Raw genomic sequence first — 16,748 nt, forward strand, 5'->3', positions numbered from 1 at the left:
GACCGGCACCGGCGAACCGTGTGAGCGGGCGAGGCCCTCCTCGCGCGACGTTTCCTTCGAACTGGGACTTGCCTTACCTCCGGCCTCGTGGGCTCGGTCGCTGCGTATGGCCCTGCAGGCTTCCCCGTTCGCGAGCGGTCCGGACCTCGATCCCGCTCATTTCTCGCCGCTTCCGGGCCGGTGACGGCCGATACCGTTCGAGCGCGCGAGAGCGAACCAGACATCGCCGTCCGGACCGATTGCGATCCCGTTGGGGGCTTTGAGCCCGCCCAGTCCGACCTCGCTGAACCGTCCGGCCGGGGACAGACGGCTGAGGCGTCCGCCGCAGTGCTGCGTCACCCACAGTGCGTGCCTGTCCGCCGCGATGCCGTATGGAGCCTTCGTGTCGGTGCAGCGGGGAGGCCGACCATCCGTCGCGGTGGGGCCACACTCGAGCGCCGGCAAGGGGAACTCAGCAATCCGGCCGCCGGTGGTGATGGTACCGACCGCGTCGGTGGCGGCCTGGGTAAACCACAGGCTGCCGTCCGGGCCGGAAACGATGTCCTGGGGACCGCTGTCAGGCGTCGGAAGCGGGAATTCCAGCACGTCCCCTGTCGGCGTGATTCGGCCGACGGTGTTGCTGTTGAAGCCCGTGAACCAGAGATTCCCGTCGGGACCGGTCGTGATGCCGTAAGGGGTCAGGGTCTTGGCGAGGCCGAACTCGTTCATCCGCCCGTCGGCCGTGATGCGGCCGATCCGGTTCGTGCCGGACAAGGTGAACCAGAGGGCGCCGTCAGGCCCCGCCGCGATGCCGAACGGGTAGCTCGCGGGCGTCGGGACCGGGTACTCCGTGATCACACCCGCCGGCGTGATGCGACCGATCTTGTTGCCGCGGTTCTCCGTGAACCACAGGGCGCCGTCGGGGCCGGCGACAATGGCCTGGGGCCGGCTATCCGGGGTCGGGATCGGGAACTCGGTCAGCCCACCGTCGGGAGCGAGCCGTCCGATCCTGTTGCCCTGCTTCTCCGTGAACCAGATGGTTCCGGCGGGTCCGACGGCTACGCTTTCCGGATAGCTATCGGGGGTGGGCACCGCGAAGAGCCTGATGCCATCGGCATTGGCCGGACCCGCCAGGACCGGCGCGACCAGAAGACTTCCGAGGCGGAGCGCCCGGGCCGCGAGACGCTGGACGTCGATTGCAGCCTTCCTGGCACGGCTGCGCGTCGCCGGGAGGACGCGGACGAACATGATTGTTTTCAGCATGGCTTTCCCTCGAACCGTGGAGGGGCTAGCATCTGTAGTGACTACAGGTTCAAGGGAAGAAACTCATGGGTGTCGTCTCTGCGCCACGCGGACGAGCGTCCCTGACCATCGGCGCGCTTTCGGAGAGCACGGGGGTCAACATCGAGACCATCCGGTATTACGAGCGGATCCGGCTCCTACCGGCGCCCCCCCGCACGGCCGGGAACCAGCGGATCTACGAGCCGGCTCACTGGCAGCGGTTGACCTTCATCCGGCGAGCCCGCGAGCTCGGGTTTGCCATAGGCGACATCCGGGCGCTGCTGGCGCTCGTCGACCGTCACACGGTCACGTGCGGAGAGGTTCAGGGGATCGCCGAGCGCCAACTGGCGGCGGTGCGCGCGAAGATGTCCGACCTCAAGCGGCTGGAGCGTGCCCTGGAAGATATGACGGCATCCTGCGTCGGGGGCTTGGTACCCGACTGCCCCATCGTGGAGACGCTGTTCCAGGACCGCGCCTCCTAAGGCATGCAACGGCCTTCTGCGCAGCTCGGGACAACAGGCTCGGCTCACGTATTGCGGGAACGCGTCCGTCGTCATGCGCCGCCGACCCGGAGATCCTGGTGCGCGGCCCAAGCGAGAAAGCAGTCTGGAACGGCCTGACAGGCCTGGGGCAAGTCGGCCGGAATCATGGGAAGTCCCACCGCATCGGGCCGGAATCCGCGGCCATCTCGGGATCGGGCATCCACAGGACGGTCGCTGCCTCGCTGCCGGGCAGTACTCGGGCGCGATGGCAGAAGCGCTGCCGCCCGGAATGGGCGCGCCGGTCCACGGTGATGATCGCACGGCCGTCCCGCCCGACGAGGCGCGCCTCGCAGGAGTGGAATTCCCGGAACCTGACACGGGCGCCGAGCCCCGGGGCATGGCTTCGATGTCGATTTCGCCGGGCTGCTCGACACCGAACCGCAGCAGGACCCGCTCGGGCAAGGTCGGGCGGCAGGTCACGAGCCGCCCCCTTCCCCGTCCTGCCAAGTGTCGAGCTCTACGAGGTCTTCCTCGAGGCTGGGCCTGTCCGCCTCGGAACAATCGCCGCTCCGCACGACCAAGGTCAGCTGAGGTCCAGGGCGCAGTCGTTCTCGCGTGCCGTCTGCAGGATGGCCGCGCCGCGCGCCTGATCGAGCGGGACGACCCTCGGGCGAGCCCGCACCCAGACCAGCGCCGCCTTGGCGCCGGCCATCCGGCCTTCGCCGGCCCTGATCCGCACCGTCGCGGTCTCCGCCCGCACGCCCGAGTAGGGGCACCTGGATGTCGCAGGGTCCTAGCCAGTTGCCCGGCTAGGCACTTCGAGTCTGATCCTTACGAGTCAGGCAACTGTGCAGTTCTCCTTTTCTCTCTGGTCGCAACGGCCTGAAGGCCGAGGTTTCTAGGAGATTTTGATGAACATCGCCCCGTTTGGAATGCTCGCGAGGAGGGCGCCCGGCCCGGGCTCCGCTTCACAACCACATCCTTCGTCACGCGGCGCAGTTCGGTCCCCCGAGGCAGTTGGTTACTTCCTGGGTGCGACCTCGGCACCGGCCCGGATGCTGCCCTCCTCGGTCATGGGCGCGCCGCGGTGCGCCAGGACCGCTCGATCCCTGGCATCGGGCATGGACCATGGCAGGGGCCGAAACGACGTGCGCCGTGGCGAGTGACACCGAGGGATGGCGCTCATGCAGCAGAGCCCTCTCGGAGGGTGGGCGTTCGGCCCGCCTCCGGCGCCGCATGGCGCGAACGGCTCTCACGGTGGTAGGTCCGGGGTGCTCGGGAGGTGCGCGTCCAAGGCGCTTCCGAACACGAGGGGAAAGCCGTGGGACCTGTCGAGCATGGCGCACCCCGAGACAGCGGGCCCACGGCGACCGGGTACACGACGGCGAAGAATTCGCGGTGCCGCGCGTCATGGGCCAGATCTAGCGCGGCGAAGGGTATGCTCTGGAGGGCGAGTGCGGCGGCGATGCTCATCTCCTGACGCCTGGGCGGCCCTCGAGATCCCGGCTCGTACGCCCCCGCTCGGCTCGCAGGGGTCGCATCCGGCCCGTTGATCCACCCTGCCGGGCGGCCGCTTCGGCAGCCCTCACGTTGCTTCGAGGACGGGCCTAGTCCCTGGACGCGCGAGCCCGCCGGGAGCAACCGGAGCCCGCGACCGAAAAGGAGGGATTACTCCCGAAACAGGGTCTCGCCCGCCAGCAGACCGACCGCGAGGGATGCGAAGGCCGCCAGGACGAGCAGGCCGAGCAGAACCCTGAAGAGGCCAGTGGCGCGTGCCGCGACCCTGCCGAGCGCCAGGGGGCTCACGGCCGTGGCGGTCACGAGGAGGATCGCGGCGAGCCGAAGCATGTGGAGACCTCAGGTATGATGGGCGGTGGATCAATGGCACATCCCTCCCATCATCCCGCCGGGCTCGACCTCGCCGAAGCGGGGCGGAAGAGACTTCAGGTAGACCGCCATCGCGGTCCGGTCGGCCTCTGAGAGCCGGGACGTGTTCCGCACCACCTCGCGCATGGGGCCGCCGACGTGCATGGCCCGCATTCCGCGGCCGGCCAGCAAGCCGGTGATGTCCCCGACGCTCCACCGGCCGATGCCGGTTTGGATGTCGGGCGTGATGTTCGGGACCTCGTAGCCCTCCAGGCGCTCGCGCGTGCCCGACATCGTGCGGCCCCGGTCCACGGCTCCGAGGAGATTGCGCGGCGCGTGGCAATCGGCGCAGTGCGCGACCGCATTCACGAGGTACCGACCCCGGTTCCATTCCGGGGGCCTGCCCGGCTCCGGCTTCAAGGGACCCTGGTCCAGGAAGAGGACCTTCCAGGGGGCCATCGCGAGCCGTAGGCTGTAGGGAAAGCCGAGCTCGTGAGGACGGTTCGGCTGGGACACCGGGGGTACCGAGCCGAGATAGGCCCAGAGGTCCTCGATGTCGCTGTCCGACATCCCCGTGTAGGAGGTGTAGGGGAAGACCGGATAGTAGTGGGTGTTACTTGGCGAGACGCCGCGGCGCAGCGCGCGCTTGAAGTCGCCGAAAGTCCATCCTCCGATCCCGTGGATGGGATCCGGGGTGATGTTGGGCGAGAAGAACACGCCGAAGGGAGTTGGCAGCGCCCGTCCGCCGGCGAGCTGATGCGCGCTGCCGCTCCCGGGTATGGTGTGGCAACTGGCGCAGTTGGCAGCCGTCAGGAGGTAAGCGCCGCGCTGGACCGCCGCCGGGTCCGGCGGCGGTGCCGACTGCCTGGCCTGTGCATGGGCTGACAGGGTGCCGACCACGACGAGTGCGGCGGCACCGGGCAGCCGCCACGCCGGGCGGATCCAGGGTCCGCCCGTGCCGGACGCCCCGACATGCCGCGGAAGGGCGTCGCGCGCGTCCGCAGGGGCTCGATGCCGCGCGAGCGATGCGGGCCGGTCCAGGCATCGAGGGCGCGCAAAGGTGGGCTCCATCGGCGTGCGCTCCTTCGGAGGACGTGTTGAGGGCCGGTTCCCGCTCGAAGAAACCGGCGGGGATCGTCCGGCCCCGGCCGGCGTCAGGGCCGCTTCCGCTTGTCGGATCCGCCGCCCATCATCATCATCGCGCCGACCATCAGCAGGCACGGGAGCAGGAACAACAGAAGCGTCCAGCTTCCGACCTGGGTGACGCTCGTCAGCCCTCCCCCTCCGCCGAAGAGCAGCGCACCGAGGACGACGCCGAGCAGGACGGCCAACATCATGGACATCGACCCGCCGCCCATGCCGCAGCTGATGCCGCCGCGGGAGCGGGCTGACGGAACAGGCGACGGCGGAGTCGGGCCCGGCCCTTCGTTCCGCCGGGGAGCGAGCTTCGGCCCGTCGCCAGGATGGTGAGCACTCATCTTGAACTCCTTGGTTCGCGGAGGCGACCCCCCTGGAACGACATGCCCCGCCGGCTCCGGCGTCCTCCCGGCATGTCCAAAAAGGCCTCGACCGGCGGAGGTCAGGCCGGCCGAGGCAAGAGAGCGGGGCTGGCCACTGGGCCAGCCCCGCGCGGAGACCTCCCGGGAAGCCTCCGTCGCGACCCGCCGGGGCGTGACGGGCGGCGAACTCGTCTGCGGGTGCAACAAGAACGTGCAGCACTTCTGTGCCCGCTGTTCCTGGATCTCAGCCTGCCTCTGAACCAGACGGTTCAGACAGGCCTCAAGGACCTCAGCCGCGCTTGTCCGGGGACGGCTGGCCGGGTCCGCCCTGGTTCTGCCGGTCCATCATGGTCTGCATCATCTTGTTGCAGTTCTCCATCATCTTCGACATCTCCTGCATCATCGGCATGTTGCCGCCCTGCATCATGCCGCCCATCATACCCTTGTCCGAGTTGGTGGACGGGGACGTGGCAGTCTCGGCCGAGACGCCGGCGATGCCGGCAACAAGGGCCGCGCCGAGTACGGCGGCGGGCGCGAGCTTCGAGATCTTCGACATGGGTTGTCCTGTCGTCGGTGGGTTTCGGGTGGTTCCGCCCTTGCGCTACTCGCGCGGGAAGACCTTGGTATCGCCGTCCCCGATCCCGTAAACCGTGAGCGACTCCGTCTTCTCACCGTCCGTGCCGGGCGAGCCTGGGGGCATGCCGGGCGGCGAGATGCCCTTGATGGCCGGGCGTACCGCCAGCACCGCCACGCCCTGCTTGGCTCGTTTCCCGACGAGCTCGAAGGCGTAGTCCTCGAGCGCGGCCGGCGCACCCGCCGCTTCGGGCTGCGTCCCCCCGCGCGGCAGCCAGCCGGTCAGGGCGACCGGAAGGTGGCCGGAGATCGCGCTTGGGACCGTCCAGGTCCAGCGCCCGAGCCCGTAGCCGAAACCCAGGGCGGACACGAGCACGATCATGAAGAGAAGGATATTCACGATCCACGTGATCCGACCGCCGGAGGGGGCGGTCTCGAACTCCTCGACGTCACGGAACAGCGTGTTCTGATGCATCATGGCACTGCCTGCAGGACGAGCCTGCGCTGAATCGGGTTCGGATGCCCTGGGATCTTGGCCGCGAGCGTGAGCGCCCAAGCCCCCTCCATCGAGAGGTCAGTCTCGAAACGGTAGTAGCCGGGCATCGTATCGGCCTGGAGCTCCAGCGGAGCCGTCATCGCGGCCATCCCGTGAGGCGACATGTCGATGCGGCTGATGAACAGGACCGCATCCGGAACCACCTTGCCGGTCCGCTCGTCGACGAGCCGGACCAGGATGGTCGTGCCGTACCCCTGTTTCACCTCGCGCTCGACGAGCTCGAAGGCGTAAGGGTCCGAAGAGCCGCGGCTGAAGGACGATGCAAGGGCGACGCCGGTGCCCACGAGAAGCAGAACCACGGCGAGAGCGCGCAGAAATTGGAGGTGCCGCCGCGCGGGTGCGGCCGCGGCGCGCACTTCGGCCAGCGGAGGCGTGCGAGGTGGGACTCTCAAAACTCAGGCCCACCTGCAGTGCCGCCGAGGTTTTGCTGAGCCGGCAGGCGCTCCGGGAATCGGGCGTTGCCGCGTGTGCTGCTGCGGAAGTCTCGTCCCTGCAGGTCGCGCAGGCCACGCGTGCGGTTCAGGCTGCCTGCGAGGCTTCCGGTCGTCTCCGGATCACGCAAGGCGGGAGCGGGATACGGGGCGTGGAGGCGCGGGTCAGTCCGCGACTGCCAGGTGGGCGCGGCCGATGCCGTGCCGACGAAGGCCAGCGTCCCGAGAGCGATACCAACGAGGGGCTTCATGATCTTGTGCGCCGTTCTCCGAGGGAGCGCCATGGCTTCGGCGCCATTGCTCATGAGTTCGGGAGGCAAAATCTTTTCGTTACATCAGGAGGTGCGGGATGCCCGGCACCTTCCCGTCAGCGCCGGAATGAACATCGGCACGCGCTGCCGATAGGCCGCTTAGCGGTCTCCGAACTCGGCGAGGAGGCGCTTCTCCTCACGTCGGGCGAGACCGACATGAAGCCAGACGATCACCGGCGACAGTAGCAGCGTCGGAATGGTCGGCCAGTGAATAAGCTGACCGAGGACAGCCAGGAACAGGCCGCCGTACTGCGGGTGCCGCATGCGAGCGTAGATTCCAACGGTGAGCAGGCGCCCGCGCGCGCGGAGGACAGCTCGCCAGCCTTTGGCAATCAGGATCACACCTGTGATGACGAGCGCGTAGCCGGTGGCCATCTCGACCAGTGCGCCCGCAGGACCGTACCCCAGGAGCGTCGCCCAGAGATGTCCGCTGTCATGAACAAGCGGGATTGGGACATGCAGGAAGCTGGTCAGGACGTAGATGGTCAGGGGAAACCCGTACATCTCCGTATAGAGCGCGATGATGAACGCCTGGACGGCGCCGACTCCAGCCCAGTCGCGCCAGGACTGGGGCGCAAGGAAGTGGTAAAGGGCCCAAGAGGCGATCACAATGGCGATGAGGGCGAGCGGCCAAAGTTCGCTCCAGTGCCATTCTTGCAAAGGCGTGTTCATTGCACTCCGCCGAACAAGAGTGAAATCATGACGCACTCACGCCCGTGAACTCCGTAGCGGCGGCAGGCGTACGATCTTGATCCGGCACTCTGCCGAACGCATCGAGGGGCCGCCTCTCCCAACAGGCGGTCTACCAGCGCAGCAGCTGCGGTCCGAGGAGCGCACCAGCAAGAGAGCAGAGAGCGATGGTTCCTCCATGCCAGAGCGCGATGAACGGAATGCTGTCGTCCTTGCAGTGGAGTACGTAGCCTAGAGCGCTCACTGCTCCCGCAGCCTGGCCTACCATCGCTCCGGTCAGTACGAGGTCGGTCGGTGCGCCGATCCGTCGGACCATCCACATCAGGGCTGCGAAGGGCACGATGGCAATGACCGGAACGGACAGGAGGCATTCGAGCCACATGTCGCCGGCGATCATCCCGTGCCAGTGCGCCGGCGGCGCGAGGGCGAGGCTCAGGGCCGCCAGGAGCATGATCACGGCGAAGGGCAGCGCGGCGACGCCGAGCCGCACCCGGCGCTCGCCGCCGGGCCGGGCGAGCTTGCTCAAGTACCACAGGGCCAGGCCGCCGACCGTGGCCGCGAAGGCCACCTTGACGATGAAGAAGACGGGCGCCCTGCCCTCGGCGAGGTCCGGCCGCACGCCCAATGTCAGCAAGACGAGGCACAACGACCCGCAGCGCCGAGCGAGGCCGCGAAGCCGATCCAGCGTGCCAGGCGGGGGCTCCTGGCGGGCTCGCCGGCGAAGCTGTGGTGGACGGACCGACGGTCCACTAACATTCCAACCGGGCCACTCCGTGGGGGCTGATCAACGAGCCAGTGCCCGGGCTCGCGGTCACCGGCATCGCACCAGGCTTTCGCCAGGGTGAACTCCTCCGATGGTTCCAGCATCGGGAACTTGCGGATCTCATCGAGGCAGCGAGGCGGAATCCCGAACCCAAGCGAGACCGACAAGGCGGTGTTCCGCATAATGGAGCCACTGATGTACCTCGGGCAAGAAGCGGGGTCGGTTGAGGTCGGCTCACTGTCGGTCGCGGCCCCGACGGTTCGTGTTCTCCCGATAACGGATGCCGTTGATAGAACCCGTCGAGTTCACGTCCAGATTGGCGTTGGTATGCACAGCAATGGAATGCCGCCTGTTTAACTCGTATATCTTGATAACATCTATACCGTTCGGGCCAGCGATAGCGCCGTGCGGTTTTGCCATCGTGATAGCTGCGGTAAGAGCGAGTATTACTGCTGAAGATTTCATGGCTATCAAACCTACTTGTGAGTCTCGAACTGCATACTGAATTGAGGCACCGCTTGCGAAGAGAGCCAATGCCGGTCTGAACACTTCTCAAGCAGATGATGCCAAGACGCGGCACGGCGGCATGCCAGGCTTCGACCCGGCGGCAGCTCCTTCGAACCCACGATGGCGGGCAGGCGCGGTTCTCGTGTTCAACCCCGGCGGAGCTGGCGTCGGCGGCTCAAACCAACTCGGACCGTTGCATTGCGTCAGAAGTGCGCGCCGAGCCGTGCCGACTGACGGGTCGCGGGGCGGCGGGGCGCGACGTTGACCGACCCTGTGGTCCGGACGGCGTCCGGTGCTCCGAGGTTGCGGGGCGCCGTCTGGTGCGCCCCAGGCCAGAAGCGAAGCGGGACATTGTCCCTCCACCCGGCAAGGGCGTAACCCGGCAGCCCGGCGGTCATGTAGATACCGGTGAAAAAGGGGATCATCTTGATCCTCGTGGCGAGACTCTGTTGTTTGACTTGGAGCTTGCCGCTCCTGTCCTTGATTTCGGATATCCCGCTGAAGTCGTTACAGCACCCTCGAAATTTTTACGTGGCCCAGCCGGTGCGCGAGAGCCACCGCAATCGCCCCTCGGCGGGGACCGCTCCTCCGCCCGAGGCGAGGATGCGCACGTTCGGGCAGGCCCTAATCCCCGGTTCGGGGCGGGGAGAACAGGTAGAACCCGTCACGGCTGGTCGCCTTCCGTGCCGATGCTGCCTTGAAGCCCGGCGGCATGAAGCCTCGCTTGCCGAGGGTGCCCCGGAACTGCCACGCCGCACCTGTGAGGAAGTCCGGGATCGGGAGGCTTGTCGGCACCGCGCAGAACAGATCCCGGGCGAACCGGGCCTGGAAGATGACGTAGGTCCGCTTCGGTGGCTTCGCCTGATCCCGAGCGCCCTCGGCGAGCGGCGCGACGCAGTCCCCAGGCCCGGTGGGGCGTTCCCGCGAACCGGGGTCTCCGCGGTCCGCGCCCATTCCCCTCGGCGGGCCCATGCGCACCCGAACCACTCCGCTCATGCCCAGCCAGGTATCGGCAGCCCTCGGCGAGGGGGGCGCCGCGTGTCGCGCGCTGGCGCGGAAGCGCGACCGGTGCGCTCCGCAGCCATGAGGACCGTATCGGCCTGAGTGGTAAGAAGCCGCAATGCCCCTCACGAACCGCCGGCGCCATCCGATCCATGGTGCCTAGTTCGGAGGCGGCGAACCCTTCGTTACAACATGGGCTGCACGGGCGACGCCCGCTGTCCGTCACATCTCACTTGACCATGCGCGGCAAACCGGTCGCCCAGCCGGTGCACGCCCTTTCGGGGCATCCCGCGACCTGTCATGCTGGGACGAATGTCCTGGCTTCGGTCCCGTTCCGTCTGCGCGTGGTTCCTGACCCTCGCCTTTGTGGCCGGGTTCGCGCTGCATGGCGTCCAGGCCGCGCACATGAAAGCATTCCTGCCCGTGGCCGCGATGCAGGTGCCGATGCCCGACGGCTGCGACGGATGTGACGAGGGAGGGAAGGCCGCCGCGGCCTGCTCACTGCTGTGCGCCGGTTTCGTCGCCATCGCACCGGCGGCGTTCGGCTCCCGGAGCGCCGGGGCCTCGTTCGGGTATGCGCTCGCGGATGTCGCGGGCGCGAGCCTGCAAGGACCGCCCGATCCCTTGCCGCCAAAGAGCTCCGTCCTGAACTAGGCGCGTCGGCCAACTGGCGCGCTCGTAGCCGCGCTTCCGGCGACGACAGCCGCAGCAGGCTTGTGCCTGGACCCCTCGGCGAGTGGCCGGCCCCTACAATCTTCCAGGACGAGATTGGATGTCATCCCACGGTGACCCGGCCCATTGCCGGCTGCCCTCGTCGCGCACCTGCGCGGTCAACCTCTCCCTTCGTGGCCCGGCGCCCGACCCGAGCCATCAGGCGGTGGTCCGGGCCGGAAGCCGCCATGACTTGGCCCCGCCGCCATCGCGCCGGCAGGCAACTGTAACCGTTCAGGCAGGCCTCCCGAACTTCGTGGGGAGTGCACGATGATTGCCAGTGAAGCAGAACTCAGGGGCCTGATGAGGGCCAGCCTGGATGGCGATGCGGCCGCGTACCGGGTGGTTCTCGACCGACTCAGCCGGCATCTGCGCGCCTATTACCGTAGTAGGCTTGCCCGCATCGGGCGCAGCCAGTCCGAGGCGGAGGACCTCGTGCAGGACACGCTGATGGCGATCCATACGCGTCGGCATACCTACGACGTGGACCAGCCGTTCACCCCTTGGGTGCAGGCCATTGCCCGCTACAAGCTGATCGACCACCTGCGCCATACGCGCGCCTCGATGGCCGAGGTGCCCATCGAGGATGCAAGCGACTTCGCGGCGCAGGACGACCATGCCGGCGCGGAGAGCGCGCATGACTTGGATCGGCTTCTGGCCAAGCTGCCCGAGAAGATGCGGCGCGCGATCCGCTACGTGAAGCTCGACGGGTTGAGCGTCGCCGAGGCTGCCAGCCGAACCGGCATGTCGGAATCCGCCATCAAGGTCAGCGTCCACCGTGGCCTCAAGGCCATGGCGTCCGCGATCAGCCAAGGAAGGGCACGATGAGAACGAGCGAGCTGATCGAGATGCTCAGCACGAACATCGAGCCGACCGACCGCCGTCGGCTCAAGCGCGGCCTCGGCCTCGCCGCGGCGCTCGGAGCGGGGGCGGCGCTCTGCGTCGCGCTTCTGTCGCTCGGGGTGCGGCCGGACCTCCACCATCCCGGAGTGCTCGGCTTCCTGCTCCTGAAGGTCGCCTTCGGCGCCGGCACCGTCGTCCTGGCCTGTTGGCTGTTGACGAAGGTCGCGCGCCCGGGCGGCGAGACCAGGATCCGGACCTGGGTCGCCGCGGCGCCATTCTTCGGCGTCATGCTGCTGGCCGCGCTCAGCCTGGCCTCGGCGCCGAGCTCGCACTGGGACAGGATGCTCGTCGGACACATGTGGCTGGAGTGCCTCGTGTCGATCCCGATCATCGCCGTGCTGCCCTTCGCCGCCCTGGTCTGGGCCGTCCGCCGGTTCGCCGCCCCGACCGACCTCGTGCGGACGGGCGCGCTCGCCGGGCTGGCCGCCGGGGGGATCAGCGCGATGGGGTACGCCCTTCACTGCATGGACGACTCGGTCCCGTTCGTGGCGCTCTGGTACGGCGGCACCATCGCGTTCTGCACCCTCGCCGGCGGCCTGCTCGGCCCGCGACTGCTGCGCTGGTGATCCGCGCGGCCGGACGGTCACGCGAGCGTGGGTTCGGGAACAGGGTCCTTCGACGAGGTCGCCATGGCTGATCCGGGGCCCGCGCCTGCCGACCTCTTGAGCCGTCCTGCACCGGCCGTGCGGATCACGGGCACGTTCGCCCATGCTCCCTTTTCCGGAAGGGCGGCCTGCGCGCCCGTGATCATCTCATCGGGACAGAGGCGGTTGCCCGCTCCCGCCCCTACGAAACGCCTGATCTACCGACCTGGGATGCCGTCCCTGCACCGGCATCGATGATGGAGGTTTGGATGCCGCCACGTGCGCTGTCGAGACGTTCGGCGAGGAGGGCCCCCCGGTGGCCGCCGTCCTCGGCCTACCCGCGCTCGCCCACGACTACAAGGTCGGGATGCTCGCCGGCGCGAGCCCTTGGGCTCGGGCGACACCGCCGGGGGGCACGGTCGGCGCCGGCCATCTCTCCATCGAGAGCCGGAGTGCGCGAGCCGAACGCCTCGTCGGAGCGACCTCGCCGGTCGCGGGGCATGTCGAGCTCCACGCCATGACGGTGGAGAACGGCGCCATGCGCATGCGTCCTCTCGACGACGGTCTGGAGGTCGCGCCGGGGGGACATGTCGAGATCAAGCCGGGAGGCTATCACCTCATGTTCGTGGACCGGAAGCAGCCGCTGCGCGAGGGCGAGCACGTGCCGCTGACGCTGGAGATCCGCAAGGCGGGCATGGTCGACGTGGGACCCGTCGTCGAGCGGGTCGAGGCCTCGGCGCCCACCGGCCGCGGACGCCAGGCCGGCCCCGATGGGGACCGGACGCGGTGAGCGCCCTCAAGGTCATCCGCTATGGTGCCCTAGCGGTCGGGGCCGCGCTGGCGCTCGCCGTAGGCGCCGCGCTCCTGATCGGTCGTCCCGTGGAACCCCGGGTGATGGCAATCGGGCGGCCGGGGATCGGCGGCCCCTTCCGGCTGGTCGCGCACACGGGGGCGGTGGTCGAGTCGGGCGACCTGAGGGGCAAGCCCCTGGTCGTCTTCTTCGGCTTCACTCACTGTCCGGACGTCCGCCCAACGGCGCTGGCCACCTTGTCCCAGGACCTGCGGGACCTCGGGCCCGATGCGGACCTCCTGCAGGCGGTGTTCGTCACCCTGGATCCCGAGCGGGACACAAGGGAGGCGCTCGCCCAGTACATGCAGGCCTTCGACCCTCGCATCCTGGCGTTGACCGGGACGCCGGAGGAGGTCAAGGCCGTCGCGAAGGCCTACAAGGTCCATTCGGAGAAGGTGCCGACGGCCGCCGGCGACTACACGATGAACCACACGGCCAGCGTGTTCCTGATGGGTCGCGAGCACCGCTTCAAGGGCACGATTGCCCAGGGCGAGTCCCGGGAAGCCGCGATGATGAAGCTGCGCCTCCTCCTCGGGCTGAAGGCTGCCTGAGTCGTGCGCCGTTCACGCGTGCTTGCCTTGATCGGGGTCGGTTGCCTGGGCGCCGGCCTGACCGCCCTCGCCCTGTCGGGACCAGACTTGCCTCCGTCCGCGCGTCCCGGTCTTGCCGACCCTGCGGCCGTCGACGTTCCTGCAGCGACGTTCGAGCCCGACTTCAGGCCCTGCGCGCATTGCCATCAGATCGGAGCGGGAGCGCGGCACACGACGGGTCCTGCGCTGACGCATGTGTTCGGCCGCGCCGCCGGCGCGGTGCCGGGCTATCCCTTCTCGAAGGCGATGCGGCAGAGCGGTTTGGTCTGGAACGCGCCTACCCTCGCACGCTTCCTGAAAGATCCCCAGTCCGTTGTGCCCGGCACCCGCATGGTGTTCGGCGGCATCACCGACGCCGCGCAGCTCGAACGGGCAGTCGAGTTCCTCCGGCAGGCCGGGGCCGAGGCCGGCAACGGGCGAGCGGCGCGTCCGTCCGCCGGTCGCCGGCCCTGAGCGCGATCCATCCCGGGCATTTCCGCCGGCTAGAGCATTTTCCGACGAAGTGGTCGCCGGTTCGTCTCAGAAAATCCGACCGTATCAAAGACTTAGACCAGGATCCGATTGCAGCGCGATCGGATCCTGGTCTAGCGCCGACGCGCGACCTTCCCGCCCCGTAACCGTCGACGTCGAAGGCTCGAGATGGCAGCGGCGCAGGTATGGGTGTGACCGGGGCGGCTCTTCGGTTCCGCGCCGAGGCGATAGGCCCGTCCTACCGGGAGGGAGCCGGACAGCCGGCCGCTCCTTGAGCAGTTGGCCTGACAGCCCCGACGCCCGTCGATGTCTCGGAGCGGCAGGTGCTGCCGTAGATGGAAGTGATGCCGCAGGATCCCGGCGAGCTTGAAGGACTGTTCGTTCGGGCTCTCCGCCGTACCGTCGCGGACCGGCAGATGGCCGCCGCGGCGTACCTACTGCAAGCGCTGGAGGCGCTCGATCCCGCGCTGAACGGGACCGCCTTGCAGGAGGCTTGCCGGTCGCTTCCGGACAGGGCCGAGGCCTGCCCGCGGCGGCGGCACTCGTGACATGGCCGGCATGCCTCCCGCAACGGGCCACCGGTTTGGCTATCATGGCCGGGGTGCCCGCACGCTTCCGCCTGAGCGAGCCACGCGCATCCCGAGAGGCGGCCAGGTTGCCGATGGGGAGCCCGGTGACCGCATCCCCGGAAGTCACCCGATCCGGGCGAGTGCGGGAAAGGCGTCGAGGAGCCAAGCCGCGAGCCCGGCGAGGTCGCCCGTGAGCATCGCGGCTCCCATCGCGATCATGGTCATGCCGCTGAGGACCTGCAGGACGCGGCCGGCGACCCGGAGCGTGCGGAGCCGCGCGACGAACCCGCCCATGAACATCGCGGCCAGCACGAACGGCATGCCCAAGCCTGCCGAGTACACCGCGAGGAGTGCGATCCCGCTCGTGCTGGCCGAGGACGCCGCCAGAGCCAGGATCGTGCCAAGCACCGGGCCGATGCAGGGCGTCCAGCCGAAGGCGAAGGCCATGCCGAGCAGGAACGCCGACGCCGGGTTTCCGCCGGGCGTGCGGCCATGCCAGCGAAACTCGCGTTCGAGGATGCGCAGGCGGAACAGGCCCGTGGTGAACAGGCCGAACAGGATGACGGTGATGCCGCTTGCAAGCCCGACCTCGTAGAGGTGGGCTCGCAGCAGCGCGCTGAGGGTGTTCGCCCCCGCGCCCAGGCCGACGAACACGGTCGAGAAGCCGAGGACGAAACAGAGGCTCAGCCCGAGTGTGCGCGCGCGGTGCGAGGAGCCCGCTCCCGGCAAGGCAAGGTTCTGCCCGGCCACGTACGACACGTAGCCCGGCACGAGCGGCAGAACGCATGGCGAGAGGAAGGAGATTGCGCCGGCGGCGAAGGCCGCCGCCAAACCAATTTCCGACGCGCCTGCCATCGTGGGTCGCCGTCCTGGGATGAGAGTTGCGGGGCGCCGTCGGGCGAGACGCCGCCGTCGCACTCCGGCGCGCCCGAAGGCGGCGGACGGCCGCGCCCGGCTGAAGGCGCCGGACGGGACCGTGCCGACCGGGCGGGGCAGAAAACTCGCGAGGTCGAGGCTCGCGGGTCAACGATCCGACTACTGGGGCTTGGCCGGGTTCGGCGGCTGGGTCGCGTTGAGACGCTGCTCCAGCCGGTCCACCCGGTCCTGCAGCGCGCTCATCTTCTTCATCATGCCGCAGCCGCCCTGCTTCGCGTCGCCGGGGCCCGATCCCTCCGACTTGCCGCCCATTATGTCCTTCATCATGCCCATGCCGCCCTGCTGGCTCGGCTGGTCGCCTCCCGGGGAGGACGCCGGCCCGCCCATGCCCTGGGCGAGCGCGACGCTTGCCGTCAGCGCGAGCCCGAGCAGGGCCGAGGTCGGGATGATCGTCGAGCGTGTCATCGTTGAACTCCGATGTTTGTGCTTGGGAACGAGTGCCGCGACCCGGAAGCGGTTCACGGCAAGGGCCGGCTGCGGAAGTTTCAGTCCGAGCCAGCCTTCGGGTCACGCCAGGGCCCCTGGCGGACACTGGCGGGAGCCCGAGGACCCCGTGAAGCCGTGCGGCGTGAACAAGACCACGCGACCGCCGGACAGGGCCCCTGCAGGTACCTGCCGTTGGGCGAGGTCTTCCTGAGTCGTGAGCGGCACGGGGCCTGCTTCGGTCGGTTCACGCAGATCGAGCCCGGCGAGTTCGGTCAGGCGGCGCAAGACCGGCGATGGGCCTCCGGGCCACTGCCCGGACGGTGGACTTCGTCCTTCCGAGGCTTTGGCGGTTCAGCGCGACGGCCGAATATTCACGATCCGCACCACACCGCCCTGATTGGCCGCCTGCACCTCCACCGCGTCCCCGGTCCTGACCTTATCGAGCAGGGCCATGTAGGCGACCGGGAAGGTCATGGTCATCGCCGGCATATCGACGGCCGGGATGGCTTCATGTGCAAGGGTCAGCTTCGCCCCGCGCGGATGCACGGCCACGATCTTGCCGGTGACCCAGGGAGCTTGGTCCGTGGATGACCGCCGTGACTGGGCGACTCGGTTCAGCCAATCGACTGCGCTCTCGCTGGCCAAGGCAGGCGCGGCGGGCAACGCTCCTGCCAGGGAAAGTCCAAGCATTGCCACCAGCATCGGTTTCGAACGAACGGCCACCATCGCCTCCATCGTGTCTCAGTGGACAAGAGTTCGGGGCTGCGT

General features: G+C 68.7%; 22 protein-coding genes and 1 pseudogene. 8 read left to right on the top strand and 15 right to left on the bottom strand.

Going from position 1 to position 16,748, the window contains the following annotated elements; genetic code table 11:
* Nucleotides 1-156: 156 nt before the first annotated feature.
* Complete coding sequence (locus VQ02_RS01360) at nucleotides 157-1,242, bottom strand: Vgb family protein (protein ID WP_157080443.1); 1,086 nt, start codon at nucleotides 1,240-1,242, stop codon at nucleotides 157-159.
* A gap of 65 nt (nucleotides 1,243-1,307) precedes the next feature.
* On the opposite strand from VQ02_RS01360, the gene VQ02_RS01365 reads away from it, so the two are divergent.
* Complete coding sequence (locus VQ02_RS01365; RefSeq protein WP_048442357.1) at nucleotides 1,308-1,742, top strand: MerR family transcriptional regulator; 435 nt, start codon at nucleotides 1,308-1,310, stop codon at nucleotides 1,740-1,742.
* A 583-nt stretch (nucleotides 1,743-2,325) separates the two neighbouring features.
* Here VQ02_RS01365 and VQ02_RS36625 read toward each other — a convergent pair.
* From VQ02_RS36625 to VQ02_RS38925, 11 genes and pseudogenes are all read right to left on the bottom strand, one after another.
* Nucleotides 2,326-2,481: a hypothetical protein gene (locus tag VQ02_RS36625; protein ID WP_157080444.1), complete on the bottom strand. Its 156-nt coding sequence runs from the start codon at nucleotides 2,479-2,481 to the stop codon at nucleotides 2,326-2,328.
* A 929-nt stretch (nucleotides 2,482-3,410) separates the two neighbouring features.
* Nucleotides 3,411-3,590: a hypothetical protein gene (locus tag VQ02_RS01370; RefSeq protein WP_048442358.1), complete on the bottom strand. Its 180-nt coding sequence runs from the start codon at nucleotides 3,588-3,590 to the stop codon at nucleotides 3,411-3,413.
* Between the two features lie 30 nt (nucleotides 3,591-3,620).
* A complete protein-coding gene (locus VQ02_RS01375) occupies nucleotides 3,621-4,679 on the bottom strand; it encodes a c-type cytochrome (protein WP_083468974.1) in 1,059 nt (352 codons plus the stop codon).
* Nucleotides 4,680-4,762: 83 nt separating this feature from the next.
* Nucleotides 4,763-5,086 carry a hypothetical protein gene (locus tag VQ02_RS36630; RefSeq protein WP_157080445.1) on the bottom strand — a complete coding sequence of 108 codons (324 nt, stop codon included), beginning with the start codon at nucleotides 5,084-5,086 and terminating at the stop codon, nucleotides 4,763-4,765.
* A gap of 310 nt (nucleotides 5,087-5,396) precedes the next feature.
* Nucleotides 5,397-5,663 (bottom strand): hypothetical protein, encoded by a 267-nt coding sequence (locus VQ02_RS01385; protein WP_048442360.1) that lies wholly within the window; start codon nucleotides 5,661-5,663, stop codon nucleotides 5,397-5,399.
* A gap of 45 nt (nucleotides 5,664-5,708) precedes the next feature.
* Complete coding sequence (locus tag VQ02_RS38655) at nucleotides 5,709-6,158, bottom strand: hypothetical protein (RefSeq protein WP_053080115.1); 450 nt, start codon at nucleotides 6,156-6,158, stop codon at nucleotides 5,709-5,711.
* Complete coding sequence (locus VQ02_RS01395) at nucleotides 6,155-6,520, bottom strand: FixH family protein (RefSeq protein WP_245239585.1); 366 nt, start codon at nucleotides 6,518-6,520, stop codon at nucleotides 6,155-6,157. Before VQ02_RS01395 ends, VQ02_RS38655 begins: the two co-directional genes overlap by 4 nt.
* A 104-nt stretch (nucleotides 6,521-6,624) precedes the next feature.
* A complete protein-coding gene (locus VQ02_RS35260) occupies nucleotides 6,625-6,972 on the bottom strand; it encodes a hypothetical protein (protein WP_083468975.1) in 348 nt (115 codons plus the stop codon).
* A gap of 105 nt (nucleotides 6,973-7,077) precedes the next feature.
* Nucleotides 7,078-7,650: a methyltransferase family protein gene (locus tag VQ02_RS01400; RefSeq protein WP_083468976.1), complete on the bottom strand. Its 573-nt coding sequence runs from the start codon at nucleotides 7,648-7,650 to the stop codon at nucleotides 7,078-7,080.
* A gap of 130 nt (nucleotides 7,651-7,780) precedes the next feature.
* On the bottom strand, nucleotides 7,781-8,287 hold the full coding sequence (locus VQ02_RS01405) for a DUF1109 domain-containing protein (RefSeq protein WP_425339868.1): 507 nt from the start codon (nucleotides 8,285-8,287) through the stop codon (nucleotides 7,781-7,783).
* Between the two features lie 167 nt (nucleotides 8,288-8,454).
* Nucleotides 8,455-8,613 (bottom strand): annotated as a pseudogene (locus tag VQ02_RS38925) (RNA polymerase factor sigma-32); the annotation flags it as partial.
* A 1,627-nt stretch (nucleotides 8,614-10,240) separates the two neighbouring features.
* On the opposite strand from VQ02_RS38925, the gene VQ02_RS01420 reads away from it, so the two are divergent.
* The 7 genes from VQ02_RS01420 (at nucleotide 10,241) to VQ02_RS01450 (ending at nucleotide 14,597) form a co-directional block, all read left to right on the top strand.
* Complete coding sequence (locus tag VQ02_RS01420) at nucleotides 10,241-10,594, top strand: hypothetical protein (protein ID WP_157080446.1); 354 nt, start codon at nucleotides 10,241-10,243, stop codon at nucleotides 10,592-10,594.
* 327 nt (nucleotides 10,595-10,921) lie between these two features.
* Nucleotides 10,922-11,479 carry a sigma-70 family RNA polymerase sigma factor gene (locus VQ02_RS01425; RefSeq protein ID WP_048442363.1) on the top strand — a complete coding sequence of 186 codons (558 nt, stop codon included), beginning with the start codon at nucleotides 10,922-10,924 and terminating at the stop codon, nucleotides 11,477-11,479.
* Nucleotides 11,476-12,120: an NrsF family protein gene (locus VQ02_RS01430; protein WP_048442364.1), complete on the top strand. Its 645-nt coding sequence runs from the start codon at nucleotides 11,476-11,478 to the stop codon at nucleotides 12,118-12,120. Before VQ02_RS01425 ends, VQ02_RS01430 begins: the two co-directional genes overlap by 4 nt.
* Before the next feature lie 334 nt (nucleotides 12,121-12,454).
* Entirely contained in the window at nucleotides 12,455-12,928 is a 474-nt protein-coding gene (locus VQ02_RS01435; protein WP_063838460.1) for a copper chaperone PCu(A)C, read from the top strand.
* The gene (locus tag VQ02_RS01440; protein ID WP_048442366.1) at nucleotides 12,925-13,539 is read left to right on the top strand and encodes an SCO family protein; all 615 of its coding nucleotides are present in this window, start codon (nucleotides 12,925-12,927) and stop codon (nucleotides 13,537-13,539) included. Before VQ02_RS01435 ends, VQ02_RS01440 begins: the two co-directional genes overlap by 4 nt.
* A gap of 3 nt (nucleotides 13,540-13,542) precedes the next feature.
* Complete coding sequence (locus tag VQ02_RS36640; protein ID WP_157080447.1) at nucleotides 13,543-14,031, top strand: c-type cytochrome; 489 nt, start codon at nucleotides 13,543-13,545, stop codon at nucleotides 14,029-14,031.
* A gap of 353 nt (nucleotides 14,032-14,384) precedes the next feature.
* On the top strand, nucleotides 14,385-14,597 hold the full coding sequence (locus VQ02_RS01450) for a hypothetical protein (RefSeq protein ID WP_048442367.1): 213 nt from the start codon (nucleotides 14,385-14,387) through the stop codon (nucleotides 14,595-14,597).
* A gap of 144 nt (nucleotides 14,598-14,741) precedes the next feature.
* Here VQ02_RS01450 and VQ02_RS01455 read toward each other — a convergent pair whose 3' ends face one another.
* The 3 genes from VQ02_RS01455 to VQ02_RS01465 form a co-directional block, all read right to left on the bottom strand.
* Nucleotides 14,742-15,473 (bottom strand): cytochrome c biogenesis CcdA family protein, encoded by a 732-nt coding sequence (locus VQ02_RS01455; RefSeq protein ID WP_048442368.1) that lies wholly within the window; start codon nucleotides 15,471-15,473, stop codon nucleotides 14,742-14,744.
* Between the two features lie 180 nt (nucleotides 15,474-15,653).
* Nucleotides 15,654-15,959: a hypothetical protein gene (locus tag VQ02_RS01460; protein WP_048442369.1), complete on the bottom strand. Its 306-nt coding sequence runs from the start codon at nucleotides 15,957-15,959 to the stop codon at nucleotides 15,654-15,656.
* Between the two features lie 372 nt (nucleotides 15,960-16,331).
* Nucleotides 16,332-16,715 (bottom strand): copper-binding protein, encoded by a 384-nt coding sequence (locus VQ02_RS01465; RefSeq protein WP_048442370.1) that lies wholly within the window; start codon nucleotides 16,713-16,715, stop codon nucleotides 16,332-16,334.
* Nucleotides 16,716-16,748 lie beyond the last annotated feature (33 nt).

The sequence above is a fragment of the Methylobacterium variabile genome, from assembly GCF_001043975.1.
GTDB lineage: Bacteria > Pseudomonadota > Alphaproteobacteria > Rhizobiales > Beijerinckiaceae > Methylobacterium > Methylobacterium variabile.